The following is a 21,836-nucleotide window of genomic DNA, read 5'->3' as shown; positions in this document are numbered from 1 at the left end:
GCGTCTCCCGCGGGGGTGTCCCGCGGCGGGTCACACACCGGTCCGCTCGGCGGCGCGCTCCTTCAACTGCCGTCTCAGGCCGCGCCGTTCCTGCTTACCGGTGGGGGTGCGAGGGACCTCGTCGAGCGCTTCGACCAGACGGATCCGCTCGAAGTGCGCGAGCCGCTCGTTGGCCAGCGCGGTGATCGAGTCGAGGACGTCGAGCCCGCCGGGTGCTCCGCGTGCGCCGGGGGCGTAAGGACCGCAGGGCTGCGGGTCCCGCAGTACGACGCCGGCCCACACCAGCGCACCGTGCTCCGGGTCGGGCCAGTCGACGACGATGCAGTCGGCGACCCGGGGGTCGGCGCTGATGACCCGCTCCACCAGGCTCGGCGAGACGATTTCGTTGTCGTACTTGAACACATCGACGAGACGGTCCGTCAGATGCAGCTCGCCCCGGTCGTCGAGATAGCCGATGTCACCCGTGGAGAACCAGCCGTCCGCGTCGAGCCGGGCCGGCCGGTCCTCGCCGAGATACCCCGCCATCACCTGGGGTCCCCTGGCCTGGACCTCGCCGGTGGACCAGACGTCGACCGGCTCACGGGTCCGCGGCTCCACGAGGCGGCACTCGGTCCCAGGCACGGTGGTTCCAACGGCTCCGGGCCGGTAGCTCTCCGGCTGCTGACAATGCGTGAGGGGCGAGCACTCGGCCATGCCGTAGCCCTGGATGACTGGAACCCCGAGCCGCTCGCGCAGCGTGCGTGCGGCATCGGCCCGCAGCGCGGAGCCGCCCGACAGCACCGCCGTGAGCCGGGATCCGCCCGGCAGCGCGGTGCCCAGGCGCTCGTCGGCGGCGAGCCGGTGCAGCCGCGCGGGCAGCCCGTAGTAGTGGGTGGCGCCCACCTCGGCGGCCAGGGCGAGGGAGGCGATGGGATCGGCGTCCTGGCACAGCACCTGGCACGCACCGGCGTACACCGCCGAGTTGAGATGCATGAGGTGGTAGAGCGGCAGGTGGTTCAGGGTGACCGATTCCGCGGACAGCCGGTGCGCGAGGGCGGTCTGCCGGGCGTTCGCGACGAGGTTGCGATGCGTCAGCAGTACGCCCCGGGGGCGGCCCGTGCTGCCGGTGGTGAACTGGATACAGGCGACGGAGTCCGGGTCGGTGCGCCCGCCGCGGGGCGTCGCCACCGGATCGAGGACGCTGTGCAGCGCTAGCGCGTCGGCCGGGACCACGCCGTCCAAGGCGTCGGTCACCACGACCGTACGCAGCCTGGGCAGCGCGCCCTTCAGCTTGACGAGCAGCTCGGCCGTCGGCGTGGGGACGAACGCCACCTCTACGTCGGCCGCGGCCAGGACGTGCCGCAGCCCGTCCTCCTTGATCAGCGGATTGATCAGCACGGCGGTGTTGCCACTGCGGCTGGCGCCGTAGTACGTGGCGGCGAAGACCGGGTCGAGCACGTTCGCCACACCGATCCGGGCGCCGCAGCGGCCGGTCTCCCGCTCCAGGTAGGCGGCGACGCGGTCGGCGAGGTCGTCGAGCTCCGCGAAGCCGGCCGACGCGTCCGCACGGCGTACGGCGGTGCCGTCCGGGTCGCGTACGGCTGCCGTGCGCAGCAGTCCGTCCAGCGGAAGGTCCGGGTACGTGAAGCTCGACACGTGACTCTCCTCCGGCCCTCGGTCCGGCTGCTGCGGTCCGCCGCAGCAGCGATCCCCAGCGTCGGCCAGGGCACTTGAGGAATCTTCGAAGAGCGCTCGATCCGGGCCGCAGAGATTGTCCGATTCCGATGGACAGGGAGAGCCGGCCCGGCCCCGGCCGCATGCTGATGAGCGCGGCACACCGTGGAGTCAACACTCAAATCCCACGTGATCGCGCCCTCCGCATCAACCAGGGACTGCAGCCCCGTGAGGACTCGGTGCCAGGTGCCGTCCCGCTGCCATCGACGGAACAGGTCGTAGATCCGGCCCCACGGCCCGTACTCAACAGGGACGTCCCTCCATGGAACACCGGTACGGACCCGGAACCGTATGCCGTCGATGAGCTGCCGCCGGGACCAGATGGGCGGCCGCCCTGCCTTCCTCCCCTTCGGCAACAACGGCACCAACACCGCCCACTGTGCATCCGTGAGATCTCCCCGCGCCATGAACTGTGATCATTCATCACTCAAGATCCACTTTCGATACACGCCCTAGCGCTGGAACACGCCGCCGCGTCGCTCGCCCCGGAGCTGACGCACCTGCGCAATCTGGCCGAAGTGGAGCTGAGGTTGCACCGCGAGCTCGTCGACGACCTCCTGGCAGGGACGGACGAGGCGAGCGCCTACGCCCGGTCCGAGGCAGTCGACACGACCTGCACCGCAGCCACTACATCGTCGTGGTGCAGTGGCCGAACAGGACTGCGGACGATTCCTTCGCGCAGACCGTGGGACGGGCTGCCGCTGCCGTGGGCATGCGCTCGCTGCTGACCCGACGTTCCGACCACGTGGTCCTGGTCGCCGACGACAGGCCGCACGCCCGCGCACCGCGATCGCGATGATCGGCGCGGCCTCCGGCACCAGCCTCGAAAGGGCCGAGAGGGTGTCTGACGCCGCCTATGGACGACGGCAGTCTGAGCGTCAGCGGACGCTGCGGCAGATCTCGCGGCCGGATCGAGCGCAGGGGGGCCGGACACCACCGACGGAAGACGTCCGGGCCGCGGCCCGGACGTCACAGGGCGATGACGTGGAGGTCGACCAGGTCGAGCAGCGCCCGCAGGGCCGAGCTGGGCCGCCGGGTCGACGACGTGCCGAGATGCATGCTCCAGCGGAGCATGGTGCCGTCGACGTCCAGGACGTGCAGGCCGGGGGTGCGGGCAACGGCGAACGCGGGCAGGAAGGCGATGCCCAGACCGTGCCGGACCAGTGCCGCCCCCATGTCGATGTCGGGCACTTCCAGTGCCACCCGGCGTACGACGCCCGCCACCGCGAACGCCCGGTCGACCACCTCGCGGTTGCCGTAGCCCGGCGGGAAGTCCACGAAGGGCTCCCCCGCGAGGTCCGCAAGTGCCACCTCCCCCCGCTGCGCGAGCGGATGGGCGGCGCTCACCACCAGCATGAGCGGCACCGTGGCCAGCTCCCGTGCGTCGATCCCGGCGGGTTTGTGCTCGGGCAGCGACAGGAAGGCCACGTCCAGGTCCCCGCTGAGCAGTGCGTGCGCCAGTCCCGCCGATCCGGTCGTCGCCAGCCGCAGCCGGACGTCGATCGCGGGATGCCGCGCGTGCAGTTGCCCGAGGAGCGCAGGCAGGTCCACCACCTCGACCGAGGCCATAGCGCCCACATTCACCGTGCCGCGCAGCGTGTCCTGTGCGTCGCGCACGGCGTCCTGGGCCACCTGGGCGGCGTGCAGGGTGGCCCGAGCCTCCGGCAGCAGCGCCGCGCCCGCCCCGGTGAGCCGGACCTGCTGCGACGTGCGCTCGAACAGCGCGCAACCGAGCTCGCGCTCCAGGGAGCGGATCGCGGCGGACACCCCGGACTGCACCACGTGCAGCCGTCGGGCGGCACGCGTGAAACTCAGCTCCTCGGCGACCGCGATGAAGTGCTCCAGCTGACGTAGCTCCACACGAGAAGTATCACTCGCATTGCTCGAGCCCAGCAAAAACATTCGTTGGCACTGATCCCGGCTGGTGAGGAGGATGGAAAGCGCCATCCGCTTCCGCCCGAGGAGGGGTACGCCTGCCTGCCGTTCCGACGCCGCTGAGCCGTCCCACAGCCGACGCTCCCGACGACCCGACCCATCCGATCCCAGCACCCGCTCCCGCCGACCTGCCGCCCCGCGTCCCCGCCCGGCGCCGTGCCTCGCACACGACCGGCTTTTGGTTCGTGGCGGTGGCCTTCACCGTGCTGATGGCCTTCGGCACCGCGCCCACCCCGCTGTGGCCGCTGTACGAGGCCCGGGACCACTTCGGCGCGACCACGGTCACGGTGGCGTACGCGTCGATGGTTGTGGGCGCAGCGGCCGCCTTCCTCGGACTGGGACACCTGTCGGACCGGCTCGGCCGACGGCGCGTCATCGTCCCGGCGCTGCTGGTCGGCATCGTCGCGTCGGTCGTACTGATCGCGTGGCGGGACCTGCCGGGGCTGATCGCGGGCAGGATACTGAACGGCGTCGGACTGGGGCTGATGGCCTCGACCGCGACGACGTACCTGCACGACCTCCACCACGAGGCCCGTCCGGAACGGGCGGGTTCGGTGCTGCCCGGCATCGTGGCCACCGCCGCCAACCTCGGCGGCCTGGCCTCAGGGCCCCTGGTCGCCGGAGCCGCCGCGGAGTGGCTTCCCGCGCCCCTGATCACCGCCCAGGCGATCTTCACGCTCGCCATGGCAGTGTGCCTGGCGCTGGTGCTGTCCACCCCGGAGACCGTGGACCTGGAGCTGCCCGCGGCCGAACCGCCCAGCAGGTTCGTCCTGCGCCCCGGCGGCGGGCGGACCTTCGGCGCGGCCGGCGCGCTGGGCGCCTTCGCCTTCGCGATCCTCGGCCTGATCTCCTCCCTCGGGGCGAGCGTGCTCCACGGCACCCTGCACACCGACTCGCACCTCGTGGTCGCTTTGGCGGCCTTCCTCATGTTCGGTTCCGCGGCGGTCGCCCAGCTGGTGCTGGGCCGCCTCCCACTGCCCCGGGCCCTGACCGTGGGGGCAGTGGTATTCCCGGTCGGCTTGGTCCTGTGCGCCGTCGCCCTCTACCACCCGGCGCTCTGGCTCTACCTGGTCGCCGTGTCCCTGTCGGGAGCCGGCTCCGGGCTGCTGTTCAAGGGAGGCGTCGAACGTGCCGTTTCAGTGGCCGAGCCCGCCTCACGCGCGGGGGTCCTCGCCGTGTTCTTCGTCGTCGCGTACCTGGGAATGGGCCTGCCCTCCGTCCTGTTCAGCATCGCCCTGCGGCATTTCGCCGTGCAGACCGCGATGATCGGCTTCGCGGCGGTCCTCTCCTGTGGCGCCGTTGTGTCGGTCGCCGGCGCGTTGCGCGACTGCGCACCCGGTCCCGGCACGCTCTCGACGCAGTCCGCTCGCCCCTCCTGACCTCCCTGCGGCGCCTGCGACACCGGTTGTCTGAGAGGCGCGGACCTGGGCACTCGTTACGGGCGCGCGTGACACGGATCCGCGGCAGACGGGAGGCCCGAGATGTCTGCGGAATCGACCAGAACAATCGCGCTCCCCTCCGGTGAGGAGGTCGCGGCGCTCGGGCAGGGCACCTGGTACCTGGGCGAGGAACCGGCCCGGCGTGAACAGGAGATCGCCGCGCTGCGGCTGGGCGTGGACCTGGGCATGACCGTCGTCGACACGGCGGAGATGTACGGCGACGGCGCAGCCGAGGAGCTCGTCGGGGAGGCCCTCCGGGGACACCGGGAGGAGGTCTTCCTCGTCAGCAAGGTGCTGCCCGGCCACGCCGACCGGAAGGGCACCGTCGCCGCCTGCGAGGGCAGCCTGCGGCGGCTCCGTGCGGAACGGCTGGACCTCTACCTGCTGCACTGGCGGGGACGGTGGCCACTCGAGGAGACCCTTGCGGGATTCACCGACCTGATGGAGGCGGGGAAGATCCGTTACTGGGGTGTGAGCAATCTGAACGTCGCCGACATGGTCGAGCTGACCGCCCTCCCCGGCGGCGACGCCGTGGCCGTCGACCAGGTGCTGTACAACCTCTCCCGGCGCGGCGTCGAGTGGGATCTGCTCCCCTGGTGCCGCGAGGCCGGGGTGACGGTCATGGCCTACTCCCCGATCGAGCAGGGGCGGCTACTGAAGGTCGAGGCTTTGGGTGCCGTGGCCCGGGCCCTCGGAGCCACGCCGGCCCAGGTGGCACTCGCCTGGCTGCTGGAACAGGGGGCGGCCGTGATCCCGCGTTCCGGATCACCCGACCACGTTCGGGAGAACCGCGGCGCGGTGGACCTCCACCTTCCTACCGAGACGCTCGACGCCCTCGACGAGGCGTTCCCGCCGCCCAGCGGGCCCACGCCCCTGGAGATGCTCTGAAGGAGTTGACAGGATGGCGCGCCCCCGCACGCTCACGCTGGTTCACGTCCGCAGGTCCCTGCCAATTCGGCCGCCTCTTCTGACCGGCCGACGCGCCGTGACCGGTCTTGATCCAGTCTCGGCTGGGTGCCCAATACAGTCCCGCTCCCCGCAGCTGGTCGTGTCGTCCGGTCAGCAATTCTCATTCGAGGCATTGCAACGTCGTGCAGCCTCCTGCGGAGGGACGGACGGACGGCCGCACGGCTGGCCGACGAATGCCTGCGCACTTCATGCTGCTCTGCCAGGGGAAGAGGGGGTGCCCCTTTTCGGCCTGGGGTGCGGAGGCGCTCAGCAGGGGGCTCTGCGAATCTCGACCGGGTAACAGCCGATGTCGGCGCGGGCGGGAGCGAACGACGCCGTGGGTCCCTACAAAGGCGGGCGGGCCGAACCGCTGCGCGTTACCTGCGGCGACCACAACTGCCTGGTGTTGCCGGAAGAAGCCAGGGAGCGGCGGATCGACTACGTGATGCTCTCCGACATCCATCTTCCCCACGTCTGGCACGCCACCGAGCTGGCCTGGCGGCCTGGTCAAGGCCGGGAAGGCCGAGCCGTCCTGGATCGTCTCTCACGAACTCATATCGAACGAGGCAGCAGACGGATACACGGATACCAATACTTCGACGCCCGCGACGACGGCTGGACGAAGGTCGTCCTCACTCGGACGGCAGCTTTCACTGACCACGCGCAGACATGCGCTCAGGGCGCCTTCGGCCGGGCCTCGCAGTCCCCGGTCCGGAAAAGGGATGCGGGCAGAGGCCCTGCCGGGTGTCCCTACCGCTCACATCACAACCAGCGACTCGTGAAGGGAGCCGTACCATGACACAGGAACTCCGGGGGATGCTGGTGGGGATTCTGGCCACCGACGGCGTCGAGCGCGTGGAACTCGACCAACCGCGCGGTGCGCTGCAGGGCGCAGGCGCGAAGACCGAGATCGTCTCGCTCCACCCCGGCGAGATCCAGGCCCGCCAGTTCGACCTCAACGCGGCCGGAACCTTTCCCGTGGACCGCCTGGTCGCCGACGCCTCCGTCGACGACTACCACGCCCTGCTCCTGCCCGGCGGCACTATGAACCCTGACCAGCTGCGCATGGACCGCGACGCGGTGCAGTTCGTCAAGGACTTCATGGCCAGCGGGAAACCGGTCGCATCGATCTGCCACGGCCCGTGGACCCTGGCGGAAGCCGACGCCGTGCGCGGCCGCCGCCTGACGTCCTGGCCCAGCATCCGCAGCGACCTGCGCAACGCTGGCGCGGAGGTCGTCGACCAGGAGGTGGTCGTCGACGGGCAGCTGGTCACCAGCCGCAGCCCGGCCGACCTGCCTGCCTTCTGCGCCGCCGTCGTGGAACAGTTCGCCCGGGCGCACCACCCCATGCCCAGCTGACCCGGCGGAATGGGCCCAGACGGGGCACCTCGCGAGCGATATCCGCCACAAGCTGGAACGCGGCATGACGACGCGCGCGACCCTGCGCCCCGAACCCGGCTGACCGACGCTCAGCCCCTCGCGCCGTCGTCATGAGCGCGCGAGCCGGGCCGCGAGATAGGGCGCGGTGGCGCTGCGGCGGGCCCTCGCGACCTTGGCCGGCGGGCCCGCCGCGATCACCCGCCCGCCCGCGTCGCCGCCGCCCGGCCCGAGGTCGATGACCCAGTCGGCGGTGGCGACCGTGTCCAGGTCGTGCTCGACGAGGACGACCGTGTTGCCGGCGTCGACGAGCCGGTGCAGCTGTCGCAGCAGCAGCGCGATGTCCGAGGGGTGCAGCCCCGCCGTCGGCTCGTCGAGCAGGTAGAGCGCGTGCCCGCGGCGGGCTCGCTGCAGTTCGGTGGCCAGTTTGATGCGTTGCGCCTCACCACCGCTGAGCTCCGTCGCGGGCTGGCCCAGCCGCAGGTATCCCAGTCCCACCTCGCGCAATGTCTCCAGACTGCGGGAGGCGGCCGGGACGGCGGACAGGAACTTGGCGGCGGCGTCGACGGACAGCGCCAGCACTTCCGTGATGTTCTTGCCGCGGTAGGTGACTTCCAGCGTTTCGGCGTTGTACCGGGCGCCCTGGCAGGTCGGGCACGGCGCGTAGGTGCCGGGCAGGAACAGCAGTTCCACCGCGACGAATCCTTCCCCCTGGCAGGTCTCGCACCGTCCTTCGGGCACGTTGAAGGAGAACCGCCCGGCCGGGTAGCCGCGTGCCCTGGCCTCGTCCGTCGCCGCGTACAGCTTGCGCACCGCGTCGAACATCCCCGTGTACGTGGCCAGGTTGGACCGGGGAGTTCGCCCGATGGGCCGTTGGTCGACCCGGACCAGCCGGTCGAACGACTCGACCCCCGACGCGTCCTGGACGTCGACCTCCAGCTGCGCCTCGTCGGGCTCCTCGGGTACGAGTCCGAGGTGGCCGCGTACGACCTCGGCGAGCACCTGCGTCACCAGCGTCGACTTTCCGGAACCGGACACGCCCGTCACCGCCGTCAGTACGCAGAGCGGTACGTCGACGGACACGTCGTGCAGATTGTGGCGGGAGACGCCGGTCAGGTGCAGCCAGCCGTGCGGTGTGCGCGGGCGGTGATCGAGCGGCTGGGCGCGCCCGAACAGGTACTGGCTCGTGGCCGACTCCCCGACCCGCTCAAGACCGGCGACCGGGCCGCTGTACAGCACGCGTCCGCCGCCCTCGCCCGCGCCGGGGCCGATGTCGACCACCCAGTCCGCCCGCCGTACGACGTCCATGTCGTGCTCCACGACGAACAGCGAGTTGCCCGCCGCCTTGAGGCGGTCCAGCACGTCCAGCAACGGTTCCGCGTCAGCCGGGTGCAGGCCCGCGGAGGGTTCGTCAAGGACGTAGACGACGCCGAACAACCCCGAGCGCAGCTGGGTGGCGATCCGCAGGCGCTGCGCCTCGCCGGGCGACAGGGTCGTCGAGCGGCGCCCGAGGCTGAGATATCCGAGGCCCAGGTCGAGCAGTACGTCGACCCGTGCGACCAGATCGCCGCAAATCCGGACCGCGACCTCGGTCGTCTCCCCGGATCGGGCGGTCGACGTGGTGGCGTCGGCCTCGGACCGCCCCGCGACGGGCCGCAGCAGCGCCACGACCTCGGTCAGCGGCATCGCGTTGATCTCGGCGATGGAACGTCCGGCGAAGGTCACGGCGAGCGCCTCGGGCCGCAGTCCGCTGCCGTGACACTCGGGGCAGGGCACACTCCTGACGAACCGGAGCGCCCGTTCGCGCATCTTCTCGCTCTTGGAGTCGGCGAGGACGTGCATGACGTGCTTGCGGGCGCTCCAGAACTTGCCCTGGTAGCCGTAGTCGACGCGGTCCTCCTCCGGCTCGATGTACACGGAGGGCTGCTCGTCCGTGTACAGCAGCCAGTCCCGGTCCTTCTTCCTGAGCCTGCGCCACGGTCGGTCGATGTCGATACCCAGGCCGTTCACGACACTGCGCAGGTTGGCGCCCTGCCAGGCGCCCGGCCAGGCGGCGATCGCCCCCTCGCGGATGCTCAGCGAGGGGTCCGGGACGAGCAGGTCCTCGGCGACGTCGTGCACGACGCCCAGTCCGTGGCACTTCGGGCAGGCGCCGGCCGCGGTGTTGGGTGAGAACGACTCGGCTTCCAGCCGTGCGGCCCGGGGCGGATAGGTGCCGGCGCGGGAGTACAGCATGCGCAGCAGATTGGACAGTGTGGTGATGGTGCCGACCGTCGAGCGCGAGCTGGGCGACCCGCGTCGCTGCTGCAGGGCCACGGCCGGTGGCAGTCCGGTGATTTCCTGCACGTGTGGTGCGCCGACCTGTTGCAACAGCCTTCGGGCGTACGGTGCTACGGACTCGAAGTAGCGCCGCTGGGCCTCCGCGTAGAGCGTGCCGAAGGCGAGCGAGGACTTGCCCGAACCGGAGACGCCGGTGAAGGCGACCATCGCGTCCCGCGGAACGTCGACATCGATGTTCCGCAGGTTGTTCTCACTGGCGCCCCGGACATGCACGAAGGGGTCGGTCGCGTCCTTGTTCACCGTTCCTGATTACCTGATCGCGCCGGGAACCGCGCGACAGGCGCCGTCACCGGGCCTCGCTCACACGAGCGTCCTGAGTGTCCCGGATCCATTTTCGATACACGGCCTAGGTCTATCCCGGGCCGTCGTCGCGCCCGGTGCCGCGCTCGCCGATACCGACGGCCCGAAACAGCGCGGGCGCGTCGTCGACCGGATCGAGGAACCGGGCGTCCAGGACGTCGCCGTCCAGGCCGAGCCCCTCGGCTTGGACCGCGCATTCACACAGCAGGGCGGTCAGTTCGGTGAGTTCGATCCGGTCCACGCAGGGGCCCTCCTTCTGCGGTGGCAGTGCGGTCCGTGTCAGGTCCGCCGTCCGCCTGGTGATCAGGTCTGTACGCCGGCCGGCACCAGGCCTGCTGTGGCGCGCCGTACGACACGGCAGGCCCGTCCGAGCAGCCGGGGCAGTTCACGGTCGCGTACGAAGAAGTGACCGCCGGGCACAGTGCGGGTGACCACCCGTCCTTCGGTCCAGCGCCGCCAGCCCGCCATGGTCTCGGGCTGCGCCAGCGGGTCGTCCGCGCCGGACACCACCAGCAGCGGCACGGACAGCGGCCCGCCGACCACCGGCTTACGGGCTGCGGTCCGCAGGGAGCTGGCCAGGGCGAGGTCGTCGCGGAGAACCGGCATGACGGCCCGGTACCAGAAGCCGCCGGGGGCAGCCCCCTCGGGCACACCGTCCACCTCCTCGAGCAGACGCAGAAGCTCTTCGTCCGGCGCCGCGCAGGCGTCGGAAAGACCGGAGGCGGCGTCGGGCGGCGGACAGGCACCCACGGCGAGGAGAGCGGGGCCGGGCAGTCCGGCCTCGTGCAGCGCACGGGTCAACGTGTAGGCGATCATGGCGCCCAGGCTGTGCCCGTACAGCACGTACGGTCCGGGCTCCGGATCGGCGAACAGCCCCGCCAGGTCGGCCAGCAGCGCCTCACGGCCGGTCACCCGGGGCTCGCCGCGCCTGCCTTCCCTGCCGGGCAGCAGCATCGGCTGGGCCCGGACGTCCGGGCCCAGCGACTCCGTCCAGCTGTAGAAGGAAGAGACTCCCGCTCCGGCATGCGCGAAGCAGTGGATCCGCACCGGCTGGTCTTCGGACATCGCTGGCGTCCTTCCTCGACAGGTGCACGGCCGCAGAGGTGCACAGGTACACACGTAATGACCGCACAGGTGCACGGGTCCTGAGCGTCGGCGACACGCCTCGAGATCCGCTCGAAGAGCGCACGCCGCGCACGCGCCGGGCGACGCGCAGACCTGTCGGCCCGGCGGCCCGGCGGCAGGCCTCAGGCCGCGTACAGGTCGAAGGTGGAGGTACGGCGCGGTCCGCACATGACGTCCAGCGCCGGGTCGACCGCGAGCATCGCCTGGTGCAGCCGCTGCAACTGCGGCGAGGGCTCGACGCCCAGCTCCTCGATCAGCCGCGCCCTCAGCTTGCGGTAGACGTCCAGCGCCGTGGCCTGGCGGCCCGACCGGTAGAGCGCCACCATCGCCTGGGAGTGGAGCCCCTCGTGCTGCGGGTGACGGGCTATCAGTTCGGTGAGCTCGGCGAGCAGTTCGGTGTGCCTGCCCAGACGGAGTTCGGCGTCGATGCGCCGCTCCACCGTGCCGAGCCGGCTCTCCTCCAGCCGCATGACCTCGATCTCCAGGATCGGCCCGACCCGTACGTCCACGAGCGCGGAGCCGTTCCACTTGGCGAGCGCGTCGCGGAACAGTCCCGCGGCCTTCTCGTCCTCGGCTTCGTCGAAGGCGCTCTGGCCCGCGGCCACCAGCTTCTCGTAGTGGTACACGTCGACGCTCTCCGGCGGAATCTGCAGCAGGTAGCCGCCGTGCCGGGTGACGAGGACCTCCTTCGCCGTGCCGGGCGCGTCCGGACCCATCGCGGTGCCCAGACGTCGGCGCAGCTGCAGGATGTAGGTCTGCAGCGTAGTCATGGCGCTCTGGGGCAGGTTGGTGCCCCATATCTCCTCCATGAGGGTGGGCACGGGCATGACCCGGCCCGGATAGAAGGCGAGCAAGGCAAGAATCTGCCGTGGCTTGCCCGCGGTCGGAACGATCGATACCCCTTTTACGTCGGCACTCAACGGGCCAAGAACCTGAATCTCCACGGTTTCCTCCGTACCTTGTCGAGTTCCGTCGATGGCTGATAGCCGTCGGCGCTCTGCACGCTAACCGCCCCGGCACCACCGCCCGCGAGTTCTCGAGCGGCGGTCGAGTGAGCTTCCAATTGCGGGCTTCCGCAAGCCGGGACACCTACTCAAGAACGCTTGTGCGAACGCTTGAGCCGGGCTCGCAATACCAGTCGGAGCCGTGCGACACGCGTTACTGTCCGGAATCCGACTGAACCGACCGTCGACGGAGTGACTATGGAAGTGCGCCTGTTCGTGTTCCACCACGCCGGTGGTTCCCATCTGCTGTACCGCGACTGGCCCGGCCGCTTCCCGGCCGACTGGGAGCTACGGCTGGTGGACGCCCCCGGCCGCGGGATGCTGGCCGACCGGCCGCCCATCGGGGACGCCGACGAGCTGGTGGACCACTTCCTCGACGAGCTCGGTCCCGAACTGAACGGCCCCTACGCCCTGTTCGGCCACAGCATGGGCGGCCTCGTCGCGTACGAACTCACCCGTCGGCTGCTCGCGCAGGGCCGCACGCCGCCCTTCTGGCTCGGCCTGTCGGCACGCGGCACGCCCCGCCCCGGCGGCGACGGCTCCCGACGCCATCTGCTGTCCGACGCCGGCCTGCGCCGCGAACTGGCCGTGATGGGCGGCACTCCCTCGTTCGTACTCGACGACCCCGAGCTGTGGGAGCTGTTCGAGCCCGCCATCCGCACCGACCTGCGGCTCGTGGAGAACTGGCGCCCCGCGCCCGACCCGGCACCGCTGCCCGTACCGCTGTCGGTCTTCGGAGGCACCCGGGACACGGTGGCGGAGCCCGAGCGCCTCGCCGGCTGGGCAGAGCGCACCGAACGGTTCCTGGGTATGCACCTGTTCGATGGCGGACACTTCTACTTCCAGCCCGACCCCGCCCCGCTGACCGGCCGAATCACCCAGGACATCCGCTCTGCCCTCGCCGTGTCCCGGCACGCGGTGCCGCGGTGACCGTCACCGGCGTCGGCCCGGCGGCCCCGGCCGCTGCCGGGTACGACGCGAGGGACACGAAGGACGAGAGCGACGGAAAGACGGAGTTCCGCCTCCTGGGCCCGGTGGAGATACACGACGGCCACCGCGGTGCGCACATCGTGCCGCCCGGCTCCAAGCAGCGTGCCCTGCTCTCCATCTTCGTCGTACTGGCCGATCAGATGATCTCCACCGACCGGCTCATCGAGGAACTGTGGGGCGAGCAGACCCCGTCGAACGCCGCGAACGCGCTCCAGGCCCATGTGGGACGGTTGCGCAAGCTGCTGCCCTCCAGGGGCGGACCCTGCGCGCCGGACCACGAGTGGATCACCACCTGGCCGTCGGGCTATCTGCTGAGCCTGGGCCCGGCCACCACGGACGTGCAGCACTTCCACCGGCTGTCCGCGCAGGGGCGCGCGGCGATCGCCACGGACCCCGGTCACGCCACCGAACTGCTGCGCCGGGCCCTGTCCCTGTGGCGCGGCCCCGCGCTCCAGGACAGCAGATACGGACCGCTCTGCACGGCGGAGGCCGACCGCCTGGAGGAGAACCGGCTGACCACGCTGGAGACGCTCTACGAGGCGAGTCTGCGCAGCGCGCAGCACGGCGAGATCACCGGCGAGCTGGAGAAACTGACTGCCGATCACCCGCTGCACGAGCGGTTCTACGACCTGCTGATGGTCGCCCTCTACCGGTGCGGCCGGCAGGCCGAGGCGCTGGGCGTCTACGAAAGGGCGCGCCACCGCCTGGTCAAGGCCATCGGCGTCGAGCCCGGCCCGGCGCTGCGCGGACGGATGGAGGCGATCTTGAACCACCACCCCGGCCTGGCCGCGCTGTCCCCTCCGCCCCTCGAGCTGACGCCCCCTCCCCCACCTGGCCTGAGCGGCGAGATCGCCAGGCTGCAACGGCGGATCGTGGAACTCACGGGCGAACAGCAGGCGCTGGCACGGCGCTTCGACGCCCTGGTGGCGGGCCTGCCCGGCACACCGTGACCAGCCCCGCCGCGAACCCGCCGCGAAATAGCGGCGAAATAGCGGCGAAATAGCTGCGACGCGCGGCCGAAAGGACCGACAGGACGTCCTGTCGGCGCCATGACCGGCTCAGCGCCCCCAGCGCAGCAGGACCGCCCCCGTCGTCATCCCGCCGCCGAACCCGGCCAGCAGTACCGTCTCGTCATCGGCCACGGCACCCTGACGGCACGCGTGGTCGAGCGCCAGGGGAATCGAGGCGGCGCCGGTGTTGCCGTGCCGGTCCACCGGCAGATGCGTCCGCGCCGAGGTAAGCCCGAGCGCGCCGACCACGCCGCGGAGCATCTCCCCGTTGGCCTGGTGCGGTACGAAGTGGTCGACCTCGTCCGCCGGTACCCCGAAAGCGGCGAGCGTGCCCGCCACCACGTCCGGCAGTTCCCGGACGACGAAGTCCCGCACCTCCCGCCCCTGCATACGGAAGAAGTGGTCGCCGCGGTCGACGGTCTTGGCCGAGGCGGGCTTCCTGCTGCCGCCCGCCGTCACACCGATCAGCGCGTGCAGATGCCCGTCGGTGCGCATGGCGGTGCCCACCAGCCCGCGTCCCTCGGTGACGGAACCGAGCACCACGGCCCCGGCCCCGTCGCCGAACAGCGGCGCCGTCCTGCGATCGGCCGGGTCGATGATGCGGGAGTAGACCTCGCTGCCGATGACCAGAGCGCGGCGCCGTCCGCCATCACTCCCGGGCGCGGCCAGCAGCCTGGCTCCGGTGTGCAGCGCAGCGATGAAACCGCTGCACACGGCGTTCACGTCGAACGCGGCCGCACCGTGCGCGCCCAGCCGGTGCTGGACGAACGCGGCAGTGGCCGGCTGGGGATGGTCGGGGGTGGATGTGGCGACGACGATCCAGGCGATGTCGGCCGCGTCGGTGCCGGAGTCGTCCAGTGCCCGGACGGCGGCCTCCACTGCGAGGTCGGACGCCGCCTCGTGACCGGCCGCGTAGCGCCGTTCGACGATGCCGGTCTTGCGCTCGATCCACTCGGCGCTCACCCCGGCGCGGGCCCCGACCACCTCGTTGGACATGACCTGTTCGGGCAGGTACGACCCGGTGCCCAGGATCCCGATGCCGCCCACGGCCGGCGAGTAGACCGTCATCGCGCGGCCACCGGAGTCCCGGCCAGCCGGTCGCGTACCGTACGCAGCACCTCGTCCTGCTCGCCGACCAGGTAGAAGTGGCCGCCGGGCAGGACCCGCAGGCAAAAGCCGCCCAGGGTGTGGTCCTGCCAGGCACGGACCGCGTCGACCGTGGCCTTGGGGTCACGGTCGCCGGTGATCGCGGTGACGGGGCATTCCAGCGCGGGGCCCGGCCGGTAGCGGTATCGCTGCACGGCCCCGTAGTCGGCGCGCAGCGCGGGGAGGATCATGCGCAGCACCTCCGGGTCGTCGAGAAGACTCTCGCCGGTGCCTTCCAGCGCCCTGATCTCGGCGACGACCTCCTCGTCGGTCCTGGGGTGCCACTGCTCGCCCCGGTCCCGCGAAGGGGCCTGGCGGCCCGAGACGAACAGCTCGAGGGGCCCCTCGCCCGAGGCCTCCATCCGGCGCGCCACCTCGAACCCGACCATGGCACCCATGCTGTGCCCGAACAGCGCGTACGGACGGTCCGTCCACGGCCCCAGTGCCTCGGCGATCCGGTCCGCCATGTCCTCGATGTTCTGGACGCACGGCTCGGCGTGCCGGTCCTGCCGGCCGGGGTACTGGACGGCCAGCACCTCGATCTTCGGCGAGAGAGCACGAGCGAGAGGGAAGTAGAAGCTGGCCGAGCCTCCGGCGTGCGGCAGGCAGACAAGACGTACGCACGCGTCGGGAGCCGGACCGTAGTTCCTGAACCAGGGGCTGTCGCCGGGATTGGGCGTCATCAGTTCTCCTAGGGCGTTCACCGGCAGCAGTGCCCTCACGCCCGGAGCGCGCCGGGCGGGACCTGCCGGACACGCCCCGGCCCTTTCCGAGTGAGGCCTTGAGCCCACAGTGCGGATCCGGCGCCGATCCCGGCTTCCCCTAACACCCCCCTAGGCCGGGCCGGGCCGGTACCTGGGGCCTGTCTGGGGTGCCCCGGCGCTCCGCGGTCTTCCTACCGTTCAGAAGGCGCTTTTCCCGACTCCCGGAGGCAATCAACGTGGACGAGATCATCGGTGCCGTTCTCTGCGAGGACGCGACGCCCCGGGACTTCTCCAACCTGCGGCTCCCGCAGAGCTACCGGGCAGGCGTGGTCCGCAAGGAAGACGTCGGCATGTTCGAGGGCATGGCCTCGGCCGACAAGGACCCGCGCAAGTCACTGCACCTCCAAGACGTTCCGGTGCCCCTGCCGAACGCCGGCGAGGCCCTGGTCGCCGTCATGGCGAGCTCCGTCAACTACAACACCGTCTGGAGCTCGATCTTCGAGCCGCTGCCGACCTTCGGGTTCCTGGAGCGCTACGCGAGACGCTCCGCCGACGCGGCCCGCCACGACCAGCCGTACCACGTCATCGGTTCCGACCTGGCGGGCGTCGTGCTGCGCACCGGCCCCGGCGTCAACCGCTGGAAACCGGGCGACCGGGTCGTCGCGCACTGTCTTTCGGTGGAGCTGGAGTCCTCGGACGGCCACAACGACACGATGCTCGACCCCGAGCAGCGCATCTGGGGTTTCGAGACGAACTTCGGCGGCCTCGCCGAGATCGCTCTCGTCAAGTCCAACCAGCTGATGCCCAAGGCCGAGCATCTGACCTGGGAGGAGGCAGCGGCTCCGGGGCTGGTCAACTCCACCGCGTACCGCCAGCTCGTCTCGCGCAACGGCGCGGGCATGAAGCAGGGCGACAACGTGCTGATCTGGGGCGCCAGCGGCGGTCTCGGCTCATACGCCACCCAGTTCGCGCTGGCCGGTGGCGCCAACCCGATCTGTGTGGTCTCCAGCGCGCAGAAGGCGGACATCTGCCGGGCGATGGGCGCCGAGGCGATCATCGACCGCAACGCCGAGGGCTACAAGTTCTGGAAGGACGAGCACAACCAGGACCCGCGCGAGTGGAAGCGCTTCGGCAAGCGCATCCGCGAGCTGACCGGCGGCGAGGACGTGGACATCGTCTTCGAGCACCCGGGCCGCGAGACCTTCGGCGCCAGCGTGTACGTCACCCGCAAGGGCGGCACCATCGTCACCTGCGCCTCCACCTCCGGCTACAACCACGAGTACGACAACCGCTACCTGTGGATGTCGCTGAAGCGGATCATCGGCTCGCACTTCGCCAACTACCGCGAGGCGTGGGAGGCCAACCGCCTGGTCGCCAAGGGCAAGATCCACCCGACGCTGTCGAAGGTCTACCCGCTGGAGGAGACCGGCCAGGCCGCCTACGAGGTCCACCGCAACCTCCACCAGGGCAAGGTCGGCGTGCTGGCGCTGGCACCCCGCGAGGGTCTGGGTGTGCGCGAAGGGGAGCTGCGCGAGAAGCACATCGACGCCATCAACCGCTTCCGTGAAGGCGAGGCTCACACGTCATGACCGCACACAGCGCACCCCCCGTCACAGCAATCGTCGGCCTGGGCTCGGTCGGTGAGGCCCTGCTTCGCCTGCTGCACACCGCAGGCCACCGGATCGTCGCCGTCGACACCGACCTCGACGTCCTCGCCCGCGTCGGCAAACGGCTGAAGGCCGTCGCCGACGGGTCCGGCCGCCCCGACGTCACCTTCACAGAAGATTTCGCACCGCTCCACGAGGCGGGTCTGGTCATCGAGGCCGTGCCGGAGGACCTCGCGGCCAAGGCCGGCGTACTGCACACCATCGTCACGGCCTGCCCGCCCGGCACCCCCGTCCTGACCACGACCGCCTCCCTGTCGGTCGCACGCCTGGCCATCTCCACCGGCCGTCCCGCCGACATCGCGGGGCTGCGGCTGTTCACCCCGCCGCTCCCCGGTGGCCCGGTCGAGCCGGTACGCACCGCCCTGACCTCACCGGCAGTCGCCGCCGCGACGGACCGCCTCGTGGAGTCCCTGGGGCTGACCGCTGTTACGGTCGGCGCCCGTCCGGCCGCCGACGCCACCGCCCTGGTCCTCGGCCTGCTCAACCGCGCCGTCATGCTCTGCGACGAGAAATACGCCACGCACATGGCCATCGACACCGCCATGCGGTTGGGATGCGCCATGCCGTCCGGCCCGCTGGAGACCCTCGACCGCATCGGGCTCGACACCGCGCACTCCGCCCTCCTCGCCCTGTGGCGGCAGACCGGCGACTGCGCCTTCGAACCCGCCCCGCTGCTCAGCCGCATGGTCGCCGCCGGGCAACTCGGCCACAAAACCGGGGAAGGCTTCTACACCTACGACGACACGGGCGCCGCCCTCACCGGCCCGGCCACCGAAGAAGACGACACACTCGCCAGGCCCGTACACCGTGTCGGCGTACTGGGATCGGGCGCCATGGCACGCGGCATCGCCGAGGTCACCGCCGTGGGCGGACACCCCACAGTGCTGGTGGCCCGCAGCACGGACAAGGCCGCAGCGGCCGTCGAGGCCATCGCCGAGTCGCTGACCCGCGGTGTGCGCCGGGGCAAGGTCAGCGCCGTGGACAAGGCCTCCGCCCTCGCACGCGTCCAGGGCACCGACTCCATGGCCGCGCTCGCCGGCTGCGACCTGGTGATCGAGGCTGTCGCCGAGGAACGGGACGTCAAGCGCGCCATGTTCACCGCGCTCGGCGAGGTGTGCGCGCCCGGCACGGTACTGGCGACAACCACCTCCAGCCTGTCCGTCTCGACCTGCGCCGAGGCCTCCGGCCGTCCCGCCGACGTCGTCGGCCTCCACTTCTTCAACCCGGCCCCGGTGATGAAGCTCGTGGAACTGGTAAGCACCCGGGCGGCGCGCCCCGCCACCATCGCAACAGCCCGCGCGTTCTGCCGCGGACTGGGCAGGACCACGGTGCAGTTGCCCGGACCGCACCGGCTTCATCGTCAACAGCCTGCTCTTCCCCTACCTGGGCGCCGCCCTGGCCCTGCTGGAGCGGCACGACACGGACATCGAGGAGACCGACGCCGCTGTCCGGCACGGATTCGGTTACCCCATGGGACCCTTCACCCTGCTCGACACCATCGGCCTCGATGTGTCCCTCGCCATCCAGAACCGGCTGTACGAGCAGTTCCAGACCCCCGAGTACGAACCGGCGGCGGCCCTGGCGCAGTTCGTCGCCGGCGGCGCCCTCGGGCGCAAGAACCGGCGGGGTTTTCGCACCGCGGCAGCCGCGAGCTGATCGCCCTACCGGGCCTGCCCGAGCGGCCCGGCGACCTGACCACCCGGCCCGACCGGCCCGACCGGCCCGACCGGCCCGACCGGACGGTCAGACGGATCCGGCCGTGACGAGCGCGGCCAGATCCGCCCGCGACCGCACGCTCAACTTGCGGTACGAGTTGGTCAGATGCTGCTCCACAGTGCTGGTGGTGACATACAGCCGGGCCGCGATGGCCCGGTTGGTGCACCCCTGCGCCACCAGCGCGGCGACCCGGAACTCGGCCCGGCTGAGCGCGGCGACCGGACCCTCCGCCGCGCCCTGCACCGCGAGCCCGCGCCCCAGCTCCCGCTCGGCCTGTGCGGCCGGAGCCCGCCAGTCGACGGCCCCGCCCAGGTCCAGGCGCCAGCGCGCGAGCAGATCCCGGCAGGCGTGAAAGTCGCCGAGCGCGGCACGCAGCCGGCCGACGGCCAGCTGGTACCGGCCCCTGGCCAGCAGATAGTGCAGTCCGGCACGGGTACGGAACATCGCCTCCGGCACCGGCACCCGCAACTGCCGGGCCGCTTCCTCATACCGGCCCAGACAGACCGCCGCGGCAACCGCAGCCGACAGCGGCATCCCGATACCGACCCCCCAGGCCTCGGGCGACAGCAGCGCCAGCGCCCGCCCCGCGTACTCCGCCGCCTCCTCGTACCGGCCCGTCCTGCCGTGGACCACCGAGGCGGCCGCGGCAACGACCGCGCGCCGTACCGGAGTCGTAGGGACCGCCTCCGCGTCGAGCAGCATCGTGCACCAGTGGACAGCACGCTGCGTCTCCCCCGCGTACACCAGCGCCGACAGCGAAGCCGCGGCGATGGTCGGCGGAGCCTGGTCGAGCGCGATCCCCTCCAGCACGCGCTCCGCGGCCGCGCCGGGATCCCCGCCTCCCGCACGTGCGGACTGCGGGTACACCTGCCCGAGCCAGGACCTCAGCTCCCTTACCGGCCCGGCGGAGCCGAGTGCGGACAGCGCCCGTTCCGCCTCGTCCGGACGGCCGTGCCACAGCAGCAGCCCGACCGGTCCCGCGGCTCTGCCCGTGTCGAACGCCCGGCTGCGCAGCGCCCCTTCGAGAGCGGGCAGATGCCTGGTCACCGCAGCGGGGTCGCTCTCCCACTCGGCACGCGCGAGCGCCTCCAGCAGCCCGGCCCGCCGCCGTTCATCGGTGCACGCCGGATGGGCCGCACGCAGGAACCGGGTCGCCAGCCGCGCTTCACCGGTCCGCATCGCCAGCTCCGCGGCCTCGGCCAACACCGCGACGGCCCACGGCTCCCCGGCCCCCGCAGCTGTCCCGGCCGCCTGTCCGGCGCCCCCATGCACAGCCCCGGATCCGATTCCCGCCCCGCCCGCGGCGAGCACATGGCGGGCCACCGTACGAGGATCGGCGCCGTCCTCGAGCAGCAGTCGTGCCGCGCGGGAATGCAGCCGGGCATGCTCCTCAGCGGGCAGATTCTCCAGCACCGCGGCGCGGGCCGCCTCATGACGCCATCTGCCCGCCGCCAGCAGGCCGGTAGCCCCGAGGGAGTCCAGCACTGCGGCAACCTCACGTTCGTGCAGGCCGAGCAGCCGTGCGAGCAGAGTGACTGTGGCCGCATCGCCGAGAACGGCCAGGCCGCGCGCCACAGCCTGCTCACCGGCCTCCGCCGGACGCAGACAGCCGGTTACGGCCCGTCTGAACGCGGTGCCGGTGACCGGCCCGGCCGGCCGCAGCGGCGCGCAGTCCCGGTGGTCGTCGAGCAAGCCGCGCAGCAGCCGGGGATTGCCGCCGGTGACTCGGTGCCAGGCGGGGGCGAGACGTAGCGCCGCGCCGGGGTCCATACCGCCGGCTGCGGGCGCACGCAGAAAGTCGGCGACGGCATCCTCGCCGAAGACGGGCAGATCCACCGTCAGACACCGTGGGTGTCGCAGCAGTTCGGCCAGCGGCCGCGCGGGCCCGGACCGGGAGGGCGGAAGCCCACCCATGACCAGCAGGATCGGGGAGGTACCGAAGCGGCCGCACAGATACAGCAGACAGCGCGACGACAGCTCGTCCATGTACTGCACATCATCGACAGCGACGACGAGGGGCACCGCAGCGGCCACTTCACGCAGCGCCCGGTGGAAGAGGACCGCAACGTCACCGCCGCCCCGGCCGTAGGCGCCGCCGTCACCACCGTCGTCATACGGACCCGGCCACCCCGCCCCCGCCCCCACACCGCTGAGCAACTGCCCCGCCACACCCAGCGCGAGGTCCGACTCGGCGGGCGTCGCGCAGGCATTCAGCACCAGAGCACCGGCCGCTTCGGCACGCCCGGTGAAATCCCTCAGCAGTGCGCTCTTGCCGGTACCGGGACTGCCCGAGACGAGTACGGCGCTGCCCTCTCCTCGCCGGGAGGCCACCAGCAGCTCCTCCAACCGGGCGAGCTCACCACCGCGCCGCACCAGCTCCACCCGCACACCCCCCGCTGTCGGGCCGCTTGCCGACCGTCCT

Annotated in this window: 16 protein-coding genes and 2 pseudogenes; 8 read left to right on the top strand and 10 right to left on the bottom strand. The window is 71.5% G+C overall.

From position 1 onward, the window contains the following. Positions 1 to 30: 30 nt before the first annotated feature. Together OG966_RS38045 and OG966_RS38040 are read right to left on the bottom strand one after the other, a co-directional pair. Positions 31 to 1,635: a class I adenylate-forming enzyme family protein gene (locus tag OG966_RS38045; protein WP_326654667.1), complete on the bottom strand. Its 1,605-nt coding sequence runs from the start codon at positions 1,633 to 1,635 to the stop codon at positions 31 to 33. 149 nt (positions 1,636 to 1,784) lie between these two features. Next, positions 1,785 to 2,120 (bottom strand): annotated as a pseudogene (locus OG966_RS38040) (transposase); the annotation flags it as partial. Positions 2,121 to 2,165: 45 nt separating this feature from the next. Between OG966_RS38040 and OG966_RS38035 the strand changes: the two are divergent. Next, positions 2,166 to 2,497 (top strand): annotated as a pseudogene (locus OG966_RS38035) (transcriptional regulator); the annotation flags it as partial. A 185-nt stretch (positions 2,498 to 2,682) separates the two neighbouring features. Here OG966_RS38035 and OG966_RS38030 read toward each other — a convergent pair. Then, entirely contained in the window at positions 2,683 to 3,573 is an 891-nt protein-coding gene (locus tag OG966_RS38030) for a LysR family transcriptional regulator (RefSeq protein ID WP_326654666.1), read from the bottom strand. Positions 3,574 to 3,839: 266 nt separating this feature from the next. Here OG966_RS38030 and OG966_RS38025 point away from each other — a divergent pair, with 266 nt between their 5' ends. The 3 genes from OG966_RS38025 (at position 3,840) to OG966_RS38010 (ending at position 7,394) form a co-directional block, all read left to right on the top strand. Continuing rightward, positions 3,840 to 5,027 carry an MFS transporter gene (locus OG966_RS38025; RefSeq protein WP_326654665.1) on the top strand — a complete coding sequence of 396 codons (1,188 nt, stop codon included), beginning with the start codon at positions 3,840 to 3,842 and terminating at the stop codon, positions 5,025 to 5,027. Between the two features lie 102 nt (positions 5,028 to 5,129). Next, positions 5,130 to 5,975 carry an aldo/keto reductase gene (locus OG966_RS38020; protein ID WP_326654664.1) on the top strand — a complete coding sequence of 282 codons (846 nt, stop codon included), beginning with the start codon at positions 5,130 to 5,132 and terminating at the stop codon, positions 5,973 to 5,975. 855 nt (positions 5,976 to 6,830) lie between these two features. After that, the gene (locus OG966_RS38010) at positions 6,831 to 7,394 is read left to right on the top strand and encodes a type 1 glutamine amidotransferase domain-containing protein (protein ID WP_326654663.1); all 564 of its coding nucleotides are present in this window, start codon (positions 6,831 to 6,833) and stop codon (positions 7,392 to 7,394) included. A gap of 129 nt (positions 7,395 to 7,523) precedes the next feature. On the opposite strand, the gene uvrA is transcribed toward OG966_RS38010, so the two are convergent. From uvrA to OG966_RS37990, 4 genes are all read right to left on the bottom strand, one after another. Then, the gene (gene uvrA / locus OG966_RS38005; protein ID WP_326654662.1) at positions 7,524 to 9,992 is read right to left on the bottom strand and encodes an excinuclease ABC subunit UvrA; all 2,469 of its coding nucleotides are present in this window, start codon (positions 9,990 to 9,992) and stop codon (positions 7,524 to 7,526) included. Positions 9,993 to 10,104: 112 nt separating this feature from the next. After that, positions 10,105 to 10,293 (bottom strand): hypothetical protein, encoded by a 189-nt coding sequence (locus OG966_RS38000; protein ID WP_326654661.1) that lies wholly within the window; start codon positions 10,291 to 10,293, stop codon positions 10,105 to 10,107. A 62-nt stretch (positions 10,294 to 10,355) separates the two neighbouring features. Continuing rightward, the gene (locus OG966_RS37995; RefSeq protein ID WP_326654660.1) at positions 10,356 to 11,117 is read right to left on the bottom strand and encodes a thioesterase II family protein; all 762 of its coding nucleotides are present in this window, start codon (positions 11,115 to 11,117) and stop codon (positions 10,356 to 10,358) included. A 182-nt stretch (positions 11,118 to 11,299) separates the two neighbouring features. Beyond that, positions 11,300 to 12,121: an AfsR/SARP family transcriptional regulator gene (locus tag OG966_RS37990; RefSeq protein WP_326654659.1), complete on the bottom strand. Its 822-nt coding sequence runs from the start codon at positions 12,119 to 12,121 to the stop codon at positions 11,300 to 11,302. Positions 12,122 to 12,379: 258 nt separating this feature from the next. On the opposite strand from OG966_RS37990, the gene OG966_RS37985 reads away from it, so the two are divergent. Further along, positions 12,380 to 13,111: a thioesterase II family protein gene (locus tag OG966_RS37985; protein ID WP_326654658.1), complete on the top strand. Its 732-nt coding sequence runs from the start codon at positions 12,380 to 12,382 to the stop codon at positions 13,109 to 13,111. Further along, positions 13,108 to 14,121, top strand: coding sequence for an AfsR/SARP family transcriptional regulator (locus OG966_RS37980; RefSeq protein WP_326654657.1), 1,014 nt, complete (start codon positions 13,108 to 13,110; stop codon positions 14,119 to 14,121). Before OG966_RS37985 ends, OG966_RS37980 begins: the two co-directional genes overlap by 4 nt. A gap of 108 nt (positions 14,122 to 14,229) precedes the next feature. Here the strand turns inward: OG966_RS37980 and OG966_RS37975 are convergent, their stop codons facing one another. Further along, entirely contained in the window at positions 14,230 to 15,249 is a 1,020-nt protein-coding gene (locus OG966_RS37975; protein WP_326654656.1) for a 3-oxoacyl-ACP synthase III family protein, read from the bottom strand. After that, positions 15,246 to 16,010: a thioesterase II family protein gene (locus OG966_RS37970; protein WP_326654654.1), complete on the bottom strand. Its 765-nt coding sequence runs from the start codon at positions 16,008 to 16,010 to the stop codon at positions 15,246 to 15,248. Before OG966_RS37970 ends, OG966_RS37975 begins: the two co-directional genes overlap by 4 nt. A gap of 257 nt (positions 16,011 to 16,267) precedes the next feature. Here OG966_RS37970 and ccrA point away from each other — a divergent pair, with 257 nt between their 5' ends. Beyond that, entirely contained in the window at positions 16,268 to 17,620 is a 1,353-nt protein-coding gene (ccrA, locus tag OG966_RS37965; protein ID WP_326654653.1) for a crotonyl-CoA carboxylase/reductase, read from the top strand. Beyond that, positions 17,617 to 19,461, top strand: a complete 1,845-nt coding sequence (locus OG966_RS37960) for a 3-hydroxyacyl-CoA dehydrogenase family protein (RefSeq protein WP_442806791.1) — start codon at positions 17,617 to 17,619, stop codon at positions 19,459 to 19,461. Before ccrA ends, OG966_RS37960 begins: the two co-directional genes overlap by 4 nt. Here OG966_RS37960 and OG966_RS37950 read toward each other — a convergent pair. Beyond that, positions 19,442 to 21,796 carry a helix-turn-helix transcriptional regulator gene (locus OG966_RS37950; RefSeq protein WP_326654651.1) on the bottom strand — a complete coding sequence of 785 codons (2,355 nt, stop codon included), beginning with the start codon at positions 21,794 to 21,796 and terminating at the stop codon, positions 19,442 to 19,444. The genes OG966_RS37960 and OG966_RS37950 overlap by 20 nt on opposite strands. Positions 21,797 to 21,836: the final 40 nt, after the last annotated feature.

Source organism: Streptomyces sp. NBC_01750 (assembly GCF_035918095.1).
Classification (GTDB): Bacteria; Actinomycetota; Actinomycetes; order Streptomycetales; family Streptomycetaceae; genus Streptomyces.
This window is presented reverse-complemented; position numbering and strand designations above follow the sequence as displayed.